Origin of the sequence: Photobacterium minamisatsumaniensis (assembly GCF_050336695.1) — a bacterium.
Taxonomy (GTDB): Bacteria; Pseudomonadota; Gammaproteobacteria; order Enterobacterales; family Vibrionaceae; genus Photobacterium; species Photobacterium minamisatsumaniensis.
In genome coordinates, this window is record NZ_JAKJSI010000016.1 from 103,118 (window position 1) to 115,310 (window position 12,193).

Here is a 12,193-nt window from a genome sequence, read left to right on the forward strand (position 1 = left end):
TATAGGTTTTATCAATGGCTGTATCTTGTTTGTCGCTCCTCGGAGAACACGACGCAAACTTGCTTTCCCCTACTTTCCAAAAACTTCACCAAGATGTCTTTTCGGATTACTTTTCCCGCGATCCAAATAAATGGCCTGTCTTTGCTGAGCCCGGCTTTGCCGCTATGACAGAATTTCGTCGCAGCCGACTCTTACCCGGCGATCGTATCAATGCTTATCCTAATGGTAATGCTCTTCACCAACGTATCTTGACGGAATCATCGATACCGCAGCAGCGTATTCAACCGAACGGTCAAGGTGACGAACTTCTCGCCTTTGCGGCTGCACTATCGAAAGATTGGGAGAACCCATCATCGGTAGAAAACGTTGTCACCATGCCTGCGGATCCTGCCATCTATGGTTCAATGCTTTGCTCGCTTGCTAATCCTAACTTAGCCTACAGCGAATATGCGGGCATGGCGGATCAATTAGAGAAGAAAGTCATTCGCCAGATCGCAACACAAGTTGGCTATGATACCGAGCAATGCACCGGCCTTTTCACTCAAGGGGGTACTTTTTGTAATCTTTACGGCTACCTGCTCGGTATTCGTAAATCGTTACCTAATGCGAAATTCAATGGGCTCGCTTCAAGCCCCGATTACCGTATTCTGAACTCTCAAGGTGGTCATTATTCTAACATCACCAACCTTTCACTACTTGGTATCGATATTCGCGATAAAACGATTCGAATTAAAGTGACAGACAGCCATGAAATGGACATCAATGATCTTGAACGTCAACTTCGTGCTTGTTTTGCCGTTAACTGTCGTGTGCCGACTATCATGCTGACCACGGGTACAACAGACACGTTTGCCGTTGATAGCGTTAAGCAAGTCTATGACCTACGTAATCAATTATGTGAAGAATATCAGGTAGACGTTAAACCCCATATCCATGTTGATGCAGCGGTCGGTTGGTCAATGATGTTCTTCTTTGATTATGATTTTTCACGTAATCCACTCGACATTAACCCTGTAACTCTCAAAGGCTTGGAGTCAACTGTCAGAAAATTCAGCGAAATGAAGTACGCTGATTCGTTCACGGTTGATTTTCATAAGTGGGGTTATGTACCGTATACGTCGAGTTTGGTGATGATCAAAAACAAAGACGACATGAAAGCGCTGGAAAACGACCCAGAAAACTTCTCGTACTTCGAACATGATCTTCAAGGCCAAACCCACTTACAGTCTACGATCGAATGTTCTCGTGGCGCTGTGGGGGTCTTTGGTGCCTACGCCGCTCTTGAGTATATGGGCATTGAGGGTTACCAAATCATTCTTGCTCATTGCCTGCAAAACGCAAACTACTTCCGTCAGCAACTACTCGGCTTAGGTAACGCAAAGGTCATGGTGCCTGAAAATCAAGGACCAAGTGTTGGGTTCAAGCTGTACAACCCTGAGTGGGTCAGCGATGTCGATGCCGAGTTTGCTAAAGAACAACACTGTATGACCAATCCAGAGTATGGCGAATTACTCAAGCGTAATAGTCAATGGCACCGTGAGGTATTTAATCAGCGCGGAAAAGTCGGTCTTTATACAAACTGGGTGGAATTTATTTCTCGCTCAGCCTACAACCGCCACGGTAAGTATTCGTATATCCCTGGCGAAAAAGCCGTATTCATGAACCCGGCCACCAGCCGCACTCAAATCGATGAGTTTATTCGGAATATTCAGCGTAAATCCTAACGTAGGACATTTGTCGTTGGTCATCGTTTCTAATCGATTCGATGATCAACGGCTTACTTATAATAAGTTGGATTAATGAAGGTGTTTATAAGCCAGATGCAAAAAAGGCTTACCTTTCGGTAAGCCTTTTTATATAGATGGTGCCCCGGGCCGGACTTGAACCGGCACAGCGCGAACGCCGAGGGATTTTAAATCCCTTGTGTCTACCAATTCCACCACCAGGGCACGCAATTCTTTCTTGCGATGATAAGACACCATCTTTATGTATCACAAAAGCAATACATCCAAATTTTGATTCTCACTAAGAGAATGGAGGCGCGTCCCGGAGTCGAACCGAGGTACACGGATTTGCAATCCGCTGCATAGCCACTCTGCCAACGCGCCTTTAATAGATGGTGCCCCGGGCCGGACTTGAACCGGCACAACGCGAACGTCGAGGGATTTTAAATCCCTTGTGTCTACCAATTCCACCACCAGGGCACGCAATTTCTCGCGATGCGCTAACTGAAAAGTTAAACACCATCTGTATCTTACTGCTATATAAGCAATGAGATTTTAATTTGGAGCGACACATCGGGTTCGAACCGATGACCTCAACCTTGGCAAGGTTGCGCTCTACCAACTGAGCTAGTGTCGCTTTATATTCTCAATAAGAGAATGGAGGCGCGTCCCGGAGTCGAACCGAGGTCCACGGATTTGCAATCCGCTGCATAGCCACTCTGCCAACGCGCCATTTTAACACCCAGTGAGGTCTCCCCCGCTGCGGTATGTGGTGTAATTTACTGATTTTACGCGGCGAGTCAACGAAAAACACAATAAAAAATATTAAACGGTCAATTTCCATCACATCAACACAAAATAACACCAATGAATGGCTAACATATCACCACTCATTGATTTCATTGAATTTTGATCGCTGTATTAGCTTACTGACCATTGTGATAACGAACGCTTAAAATCGTCGTAGCCAAACTCATTTAAGCGTTGGACTTCACCCGTACTACGTTCACAATAAATCGATGGCATCTTCAAACCATTAAACCAGTTCAGCTTCACCATGGTATAGCCTGCACTGTCTAAAATATGCAGGCGCTGGCCGATTTCCAATGGCAGTGCAAACTGAGTGACACAGAATTGGTCTCCAGCAAGACAAGAGCTCAAACCAATGATGTACTCATGTTCACCGTTATCCACCTCATCAACGACAGTCACTACTAAATCCGTTATTTTCGTAAGAATTGCCTCATTAAGCTCATATGCAGTGTTATTTCTTACAGCTCAAACTCCATACCATCTTTAGCTACGATAGCCTCACCTTGGTATTCTTCATTAACCATATCAATCCATATCTGATCAGTAATGTTTGGATCATCAGCAGGGATCAAGTGAGTCAGAACCAGCTTCTTGGGCTGGGCTAGCTGGGCGATTCTTCCAACATCTTTAGCAGACGTATGGTGAACAAGAATTGCTTTCGCGATATCTTCGCCACCCGAGCCATTAATACGGTTTACAAGCCTTGCAACGCCTTCAGGGTAAACAACTTCATGCAACAAGATATCTGCCCCTTTTGAAAACTCTGCCAATGGAGGGTAGTACGAAGTATCACCAGAAGACACGATTGTTTTCCCGCCAACCTCAAACTTAAAGGCGAATGCCTCTCCCATCTCGAATGGGCTGTGTGGAACGGCCATCGCGCTGACCTTTAGCGTCCCATTATCAAATACGACACCTGCCGTGGCTTCAGCAACAGTTACCAAATTGTATAGATTCGGGCGTTTTTCAAAGTCAATCCGCTGGTCAATATCAATTTCAAATGCACTCAATGATGCCTCATGCATTTTCTCGATGCCTTCAGGACCGAATACTTGAATAGGCGTCTTGAGGCCCGTTGACCATGCGTTTACTAACAATGCTGGGTAATCCAAAATATGATCTGAATGTAGGTGGGTTAGAAAAATACCCTTGATGTTCCTGAGTGGAATCCCAGCCTCTAGTAAACGTAAGCTAGCCCCGTAGCCTGCATCTATCAAATATGCATCCTCGCCAACCATAAGTACATTTGACTGAGCCAAACGCTTACTCGTTAGTAAAGACGGTCCGCCTTTCGTACCCAAAGTGATCAACTTTACCGTTGGTGCCGCTTCCTCTCGGGCGACAGCTGGTACCGAAGCCAAGCCGATAATGAAAGCTAATGAGATGAGTAGTGTTTTCACGTAAATTCCTCTTTGATATCATAGTAGTTAATATATTAACTACTATATTTACAAAAATTTAACATTACAACAGGCAATCAGATTTAATTAATATATTAATTAGTTTCGAGCAAATTACAGATTTAAATCGCACTTAAATCAAAATAAGCAAAAAAAAATGCCAGCACATGAAAAAATGCTGGCACTATATAAAGCTGTAAACGAAATTGATTTTAAATTTAGTGGACCGACCACTGTGACAGCGAACGCTTGAAATCGTCGTAGCCAAACTCATTTAAGCGTTGGACTTCACCCGTACTACGTTCACAATAAATCGATGGCATTTTCAGGCCATTAAACCAGTTCAGCTTCACCATGGTATAGCCTGCACTGTCTAAAATATGCAGACGCTGGCCGATTTCCAATGGCTGTGCAAACTGAGTGACACAGAATTGGTCTCCAGCAAGACAAGAGCACGAACCAATAATGTACTCATGTTCACCGTTATCTGCAGCTTCTGCTATTGATGCTGGTTCATTGTAAATTAGCGTATCTAGTCGGTGTGCTTCAGTCGCTGAATCAACAATGGCGGTTTTCATACCGTTTTCTACCACATCAACAACAGTCACCACTAAATCTGTCGTTTTCGTGATGATTGCTTCACCCGGTTCAAGGTAAAGCTGTACGCCATGTTTTTGTGAAAACGCTTTCAGGGCAGCCGCTAGTTTTTCAATGTCATAACCCGGCCATGTGAAGAATACACCGCCGCCTAAGCTCACCCAGTCTAACTTATTTAAATACTCGCCAAACGTTTCTGAAATCGAATCTAGCAAGCCTGTGAATGCATCAACATCTTTATTCTCACAGTTCATGTGGAACATAACGCCGTTGATTGAATCGAATACTTCAGGGTTAATATGATCAGCTTGTACCCCAAGTCGGGAAAACTGACGTGCAGGGTTTGCTAGATCTTGCCCTGCATAGCTAACTCCTGGGTTTAAACGTAAACCAATTGATGATTTACCTTCAACAAGATGACGATGAGCGGCTAACTGGGTTTGAGAGTTAAAAATTAACTTATCACAGATATCAGCCACTTCTTTTACGTCATCGGCACTGTAACCCACGCTGTAGGCATGTGTTTCGCCCCCGAAGGTTTCGTAGCCAAGCTTGACTTCATTTGGGCCACTGCTTGTGGTGCCATCTAGATAAGGCTTAATGATGTCAAACACACCCCAAGTCGAGAAACACTTCAGGGCCAATACCAGTTTTACACCTGAAAGCTCTTTGAGCAGCTTGGCTTTTTCCAAGTTAGCAATCAGCTTATCTTCATTGATCATGAAGTAAGGGGTTTTTAATTCTTCTTTCTTAAATGTCATTTTTTCTCACACACTCAAGTTGTGTCTGTAAGGATGTTGGATTCAATATTTCCCTATTTTGTAACTCACTGCGTTCAGACAGGACAAAACAGGAAAATATCGACTCTCAACAGTCCCTCATTCCGATCGACAGAACAACCGAATTAAGAGTCTCACCAAGAAGGGAGCAATAACTGCTCCCTTCTGATATTACTTTGTAAATAAGGCAGTAAACATAAACCGCCTATTTATATTTTTTGATTATAATTCGTAGGAATTTGAGACAAGAGCAAGGAAATCGCGCGGAGTTTACGAACGTAAATGAGCACGATTGACACCGCTATTGCCTCAAATAACCAGAATTATTTCAGGATTTTGATGTCAGGCTGACCGACTTCTAATTCCTGAACATGCCAATCAAGACCAATCTCAGGCATTGTTTCTAGGAACGGATCTGGGTCTAGCTGTTCCATATTGAACACACCAGCTTCTGCCCACTTACCACGGAAGTATTGTAATGCTGCCGTGATCGCCGGTACACCCGTCGTGTAAGAAATCGCTTGGTGCTCTACATCTTTGTAAGCTACTTCGTGGTCGGCATTGTTGTAGATGAACACGCTGCGTTCTTTACCGTCTTTCTTACCTTGCACCCAAGTACCGATACACGTTAAGCCAGTGTAACCCGGCGCCAGTGATGTAGGGTCAGGCAGCAATGCTTTTAGTACATGTAGCGGTTGAACAACAGTACCGTCGTGCAATGTGAGTGGATCTGGGCTCAATAGGCCGATATCACGCATGCAGTTGAAGTAGTTTAGGTAAGCATCACCAAAGCCCATCCAGAATTCGATGCGCTTAGCAGGAATAAACTCTTTCATTGAGCGAACTTCATCGTGCGCCATTGAGTAAACTTTATGAGAACCACAATTAGGGAAATCAAACTCAAGCATACGTGAGTGACAAGGTACTTGTTTCCACTCTTCGTTTTCCCAGTAGAACGAGTCACCTTGGATTTCTAGCATGTTTGTTTCTGGGTCAAAGTTAGTTGCGAACTTCTTACCGTGATCACCTGCGTTCACATCCATAACATCAATGGTGTCGATTTCATCGAACAAATGCTTCACAGCGTATGCAGCAAATACACTTACCACGCCCGGATCGAAACCAGCACCTAGAATACCAGTAATACCCGCTTCAGCGAATTTCTCACGGTAAGCCCATTGCCAATCGTAAGCTTGTGGTACTTGCTGACCTTCTGAACAAAGGTCAACAGCAACAGATGTATCTAGGTAAGATACTTTAGCCTGAAGACACGCTTCCATGATGGTCATGTTTACCCATGGAGGACCAGCATTGATCACAAGATCAGGTTTTACATCTTCAATCAATGCCACTAATGCATCAACATCATCTGCATCAACAGCACGAGATTCAAGCTTCTTCGATGGGTCTTTAAGGTTATTCTTACCCTTGATGGAGTTGATAATTTTGTCACACTTTGAAAGTGTGCGAGAGGCAATCGTAATATCACCTAATACTTCATTATTTTGAGCTGCTTTATGCGCAACAACCCAACCAACACCACCAGCACCAATCTGTAGAATTGCCATAGTATCTATTTTCCGTTTGTAAAATCTATCAATAAACCAAGACGCCAAATTCATCGATGGCGACTTGGCTCAGTTCATTTTTAAGCTACTTGCTCGATTTGAGCTGCAACGTTATTAATTTCTTTCAGTAATGATTCAAAATCTGACATCGTCAGACAAGGGTTCAAAATGGTAAATTTCAGTGCAACCTTACCGTCTACCACCGTTTCACCCAATACTGCTTTCCCTTGCACGAGTGCATCAATGCGTAGTTGTTTATTTAACTGGTCGATATTCGCTTCTTGCTGAAGACCAATGTAGCGGAATAGCACCGTCGACAATGCCGGATCGGCCAACAATTCAAACTCTGCTGATGTATTTATAAGATCAGCAACCTGCTGCGTTTGATTCAACAAGTGATCATACATTGCCCCTAGTGCTTTAGGGCCAACACATTGCATAGTCATCAGCACTTTTAATGCATCAAAACGCTTGGTTGTTGCAATCGATTTGTCCACCAAGTTCGGCAGTACATCATCTTCACGATTTAAGTAATCTGCATGGTGCAGTAGGTATTTAAAATGCTCTTTATCTTTAACCAAAACAGCACCGCAGCTGATCGGCTGATAGAACATTTTATGAAAATCAACACTGACTGAATCAGCCAGTTCGATGCCATTCAATCGAGACTTGTGACGACTTAAGATAAGTGCGCCACCGTATGCGCCATCGACATGCAACCATAGGTTATGCTGCTGTGCGATATCGGCCATACCCGCTATATCATCGATAGCACCGTGATCGGTCGTACCTGCAGTACCGACTAACGCAAACGGCAATAAGCCATCTTGTTTTAGGGTTTCAACGGTTTTGACCAAAGACGCTAATTTAATAGTGCCATCAGGATTGGTATCAACACAAACAACAGCTTGCTCACCCAGCCCCATTAGAGAAGCCGACTTTTGAACCGTAAAGTGTGATTTTTTAGAGCACAGAATACGCATTTTTGCAGCATACTCAGGCAAGCCTAGTTGTTGGATACTGTGACCAGAGATGGTGTCTGCCGCCCAATCACGAGCAAGTAAGAGGCCCATCAGGTTACTTTGCGTTCCCCCGCTGGTGAATACACCATCAGCCGCATTACCAAGCTGATAAAGCCCGCAAAGCCAGTCGACAACCTTCTGCTCAACAAACGTTGCAGCGCTCGCCTGATCCCAAGAATCCATTGACTGATTTAATGCAGCAATGAATGCTTCAGCAGCAATCGCTGGCAGTAACGGCGGCGTGTGAAGGTGCGCGATACAATGTGGGTGCTGTACCATGATTGAGTTTTTGGCGATCACTTCACCCACTTGCTCAATCACGAGATCCAAAGGCATCTGTGAGTTGTCTAAGTCAATATTGTTAATCATTGACTTCAATACTTGTGGTTCGATACCTGAGTATGGGGTATCGGTATTTTCAAATACTGATTTTAATGCTTGAGTTGTTTGGTTTAAAGCCGATTCAAACGCATCTGAACCACCCTTACCCGTTTGAATAAAGTGTTGATGCCAATCATTACTCTCAACGTGAATGTCATTCACGGTTGCAGGACCTGCCGTAGCAAGGACGGCTTGACTTAATGCCTCTAGTGCAAAGTCAATCTGCTCATAACTAATAATCAGCGGAGGAAGGAAGCGCAATACCGAACCTTGTCGGCCGCCTTTCTCAATAATCAATCCACGCTCTAGTGCTGCACGCTGAATAGCGATTGTTAGCTCTGGATCGGCTTCTGGCTCACCAAATTTATTCTTAGCGCCATCTGCTTTAACTATTTCCATGCCAAGCATTAGGCCTTTACCACGTACTTCTGCAATGCAGCTAGTGTACTGTGCAATACGTTCTAACCCTTCACGGAAATACTGGCCAGCTTTCTGTGCGTGCTCCACTAAGTTATCACGGCGAATAATTTCAAGTGCTTTTGCACCCGTCGCCATAGCTAACTGGTTACCACGGAATGTGCCTGTGTGTTCACCCGGATTCCATGTATCAATTGATTTATTAAAAATCAAAATCGACATCGGCAGACCACCGCCGACAGCTTTAGACAAACACAGGATATCCGGTGCGACACCGGCCTCTTCAAAGGCGAAGTTATAACCCGTTTTACCAATACCACATTGAATTTCATCAAAGATCAGTAAAATACCGTGCTCTTTGGTGATTCGACGTAACTCTTGCAACCAGAACGCTGGTGCAGGGATCACCCCCCCTTCACCTTGAACAGGTTCAACAATGATCGCTGCTGGCTTTTGTACACCACTTTCATCATCACATAGCATGCGTTCAATATAGCGAAGGCTTTGTTTAGCCCCTTCATCGCCATGCATGCCAAACGGACAACGTAAACTGTATGGGAAAGGTAAAAAGTGTACATCTGACATCAAACCCTGACGACGTGCTTTGGTGTTCAGGTTGCCCATCATCGCCATCGTGCCATTTGTCATGCCATGGTATGCACCATGGAATGCAGCCATGGTGTTACGACCTGTCGTCTGCTTAGCCAGTTTGATGGCCGCTTCTACCGCATCGGCACCTGACGGGCCACAAAATTGAATGCACGCATCTTTCGAGAAATAATCGGGTAGAAAACCAATCACTTCTTTAATGAATTTATCTTTTGCAGGTGTCGTCATATCAAGCGTTTGATAAGGAAGACCCGCCTGTAACTGATCGATGATCGCTTGATTGATTTCAGGGTGGTTATACCCCATAGCCAAAGTACCCGCACCGGCCAAGCAGTCTAAAAACAACTGACCACGCGTATCTTCAACTAAAACGCCCGATGCTTTAGCAATCGCTAATGGTAATCGACGCGGATATGAACGCACTTCTGATTCATAGTGCTCTTGACTAAGAAGTAACTCATCTGGTGTTAAATCGTAGATCCCATGGACGACAGGCACATTCGAGGCCAGCTTCAATTCATCAAGGTTTAATACGTTGCTCATGATTTTTCCGTTTCATCATGTTGCACATATCTATCAATGATTTTCACATAAATAAACATCATCTTATCGGTGATATTTCTCAATACTCACCATTCCAGACGCTATTAAGCAGAGGCTAAGCATCTGAAAGTAGATGTTTTACATAAAACTCATTGTGATATAAATGCAACGTTTACATGCAATACAGGGAATAATGCTGTTCCATCATACGATTGTGGCTCACAGCATAAAGTTCAATCTACGAACGGATAACGAGCAAACACTTTTAAAGACATAATTTAAATGTCAAAAATCGATAACTGCTATCATTTCAGTACATTGGAATTCATATTCTTTGTGATCAGGAAGATCAAGGCTCAGTAATAATACTGTAATTGGGTAAGACAGAGCTGATTTTAATAGATATAGATAATGTCATCGCTTTCACGTTGGGTTCCTTCAATATGCCCCTGCTCATTTTGCAGGACAGCGCATTAATGCCCTTCTACTAAAATATGTTCTTGGTTCAAGAATCATATTGTTAGTACCTACGGCGTACTATGCGGCAATCAGCCTGAATACAACACAGTACCTATGCCTCAGATCATTCAAGTCTGAGATTGGTTCGAAAACTAACACATTGAGAATGTGCATGCCAAGTGTTATTTACAAATGTTACAACTCTATTCAACGCCAAGATTTGACATTGAAACTGGTTGAATAATTAGATTGATTAACCACAAAGCCTTCCATAAGCAAAACAACATGAAGTAGTTCAAAATTCAGCCTGAGTTATTATGCTACCGTAATAATTGTTTGCTTAACGGGATGATTTAGTTATGACATCGTTATACGTTAATTTTGCGCAATTTCGCTCGAACATTAATACGCAACCCTGAGGATATCTACTTGCTTGCGGTCTGCTAAGCAATACCCTCTCCCACCCTATTAGTATATATAACCTCTTATCTACCCCTGATCCTGGCGGTTAACCTTTATTAGCACCTGTTATTACATTGTTTTTATTAGCAAGGAATTAATATGGAAATTATTCTGGGAATTGCTGCATTGATTGCAGCATTATGCTTATTTTCTTTATTCAGCTTTAAAGCCCCAAATGGTAGTGCTGCCATGAGTGGGCTCGCGGATGCCGCTATTGCGACTTTTTTGGTTGAAGCAATTCATAAATATGTTATGGGTAACCTTTTAGGGATCACTTACCTTGCCGAATTTGGCAATATGGTTGGTGGTATGGGCGGGGTTGCGGCCGCAACATTGGTCATGCTGCGTGTGGGTGTTCAGCCCGTATTTGCAATCGTAACTGGCTTAGCAATGGCGAATCTGGGCATTCTAGAAGGCTTTATTGTAGGCTACCTATTCTCGTTTGCTGCCCCACTTTTCAAAAAATACCTACCTGAAGGCGTTGACGTCATTTTAGGCGTACTCACCTTGGCCCCACTAGCAAGGCTACTGGGTATTTTCATCAGCCCAGGGCTTGATTTATTAATGGGCACGCTCGCAAGCATGATCACAGAGGCAACACTGCTATCACCACTTGCGATGGGCTTTTTGTTAGGTGGCTTAATTAAGATGGTTTGCACTTCACCACTAAGTTCAATGGCATTGACAGCCATGCTAGGGCTCACAGGCCTGCCGATGGGGATAGCGGCCATTGCATGTGTCGGTGGCTCTTTTACTAACGGTTATATATTCCACACATTAAAACTGGGCAAATCCAGCAATACGATCAGTGTCATGCTTGAACCTTTAACCCAAGCCCACATTGTTACTCGAAACCCTGTGCCTATCTTTATGTCTAACTTTATCGGTGGTGCATTAGCGGGCACAATTGCCGCCTATTTCGGCATTGTTAATGATGCGCCAGGCAGTGCAGCCCCTATACCAGGGTTACTGGCCTCTATTGCCTTCAATGAGCCACAAACACTGTTCATTGCTGTTTGTGCCGCGGCAATAGCAGGGTTAATAGGTGGTGTAATCGGGAGCCGTATCTATAGCAGCCTATTGGCCAAAAGGGTACCACTACAACAATTTGCAAATGGCTAATATTCGTTCTAGATAAAATTCAAAAAAGCCCGATACTTTCGTATCGGGCTTTCTTATATATGGAGGCGCGTCCCGGAGTCGAACCGAGGTACACGGATTTGCAATCCGCTGCATAGCCACTCTGCCAACGCGCCTTTAATAGATGGTGCCCCGGGCCGGACTTGAACCGGCACAACGCGAACGTCGAGGGATTTTAAATCCCTTGTGTCTACCAATTCCACCACCAGGGCACGCAATTTCTCGCGATGCGCTAACTGAAAAGTTAAACACCATCTGTATCTTACTGCCACATGAGCA

6 protein-coding genes, 7 tRNA genes and 1 pseudogene are annotated in these 12,193 nt (G+C 44.0%); 2 read left to right on the forward strand and 12 right to left on the reverse strand.

The window, feature by feature from the left end; genetic code table 11:
- Positions 1–14: 14 nt before the first annotated feature.
- A complete protein-coding gene (locus L4D78_RS08385; RefSeq protein WP_428466493.1) occupies positions 15–1,724 on the forward strand; it encodes a pyridoxal phosphate-dependent decarboxylase family protein in 1,710 nt (569 codons plus the stop codon).
- Positions 1,725–1,862: 138 nt separating this feature from the next.
- Here the strand turns inward: L4D78_RS08385 and L4D78_RS08390 are convergent.
- From L4D78_RS08390 to L4D78_RS08435, 10 genes and pseudogenes are all read right to left on the reverse strand, one after another.
- A tRNA-Leu gene (locus L4D78_RS08390) sits at positions 1,863–1,949 on the reverse strand.
- Between the two features lie 85 nt (positions 1,950–2,034).
- Positions 2,035–2,108: transfer RNA gene (locus tag L4D78_RS08395), tRNA-Cys, on the reverse strand.
- A 9-nt stretch (positions 2,109–2,117) separates the two neighbouring features.
- A tRNA-Leu gene (locus L4D78_RS08400) sits at positions 2,118–2,204 on the reverse strand.
- Between the two features lie 81 nt (positions 2,205–2,285).
- Positions 2,286–2,361: transfer RNA gene (locus L4D78_RS08405), tRNA-Gly, on the reverse strand.
- Positions 2,362–2,382: 21 nt separating this feature from the next.
- Positions 2,383–2,456, reverse strand: a tRNA-Cys gene (locus L4D78_RS08410).
- Positions 2,457–2,645: 189 nt separating this feature from the next.
- Positions 2,646–2,978: pseudogene (locus L4D78_RS08415) on the reverse strand (carboxynorspermidine decarboxylase); the annotation flags it as partial.
- Positions 2,979–2,995: 17 nt separating this feature from the next.
- Entirely contained in the window at positions 2,996–3,937 is a 942-nt protein-coding gene (locus tag L4D78_RS08420) for an MBL fold metallo-hydrolase (protein WP_428466494.1), read from the reverse strand.
- Between the two features lie 218 nt (positions 3,938–4,155).
- Complete coding sequence (gene nspC, locus L4D78_RS08425) at positions 4,156–5,295, reverse strand: carboxynorspermidine decarboxylase (RefSeq protein ID WP_428466495.1); 1,140 nt, start codon at positions 5,293–5,295, stop codon at positions 4,156–4,158.
- 341 nt (positions 5,296–5,636) lie between these two features.
- Complete coding sequence (locus L4D78_RS08430; RefSeq protein WP_428466496.1) at positions 5,637–6,881, reverse strand: carboxynorspermidine synthase; 1,245 nt, start codon at positions 6,879–6,881, stop codon at positions 5,637–5,639.
- Positions 6,882–6,961: 80 nt separating this feature from the next.
- Positions 6,962–9,853: a pyridoxal phosphate-dependent class III aminotransferase gene (locus L4D78_RS08435; protein WP_428466497.1), complete on the reverse strand. Its 2,892-nt coding sequence runs from the start codon at positions 9,851–9,853 to the stop codon at positions 6,962–6,964.
- 1,020 nt (positions 9,854–10,873) lie between these two features.
- Here L4D78_RS08435 and L4D78_RS08440 point away from each other — a divergent pair.
- Positions 10,874–11,896, forward strand: coding sequence for a PTS sugar transporter subunit IIC (locus L4D78_RS08440; RefSeq protein WP_428466498.1), 1,023 nt, complete (start codon positions 10,874–10,876; stop codon positions 11,894–11,896).
- 60 nt (positions 11,897–11,956) lie between these two features.
- On the opposite strand, the gene L4D78_RS08445 is transcribed toward L4D78_RS08440, so the two are convergent.
- Together L4D78_RS08445 and L4D78_RS08450 are read right to left on the reverse strand one after the other, a co-directional pair.
- A tRNA-Cys gene (locus L4D78_RS08445) sits at positions 11,957–12,030 on the reverse strand.
- 9 nt (positions 12,031–12,039) lie between these two features.
- Positions 12,040–12,126, reverse strand: a tRNA-Leu gene (locus L4D78_RS08450).
- Between the last annotated feature and the right edge of the window lie 67 nt (positions 12,127–12,193).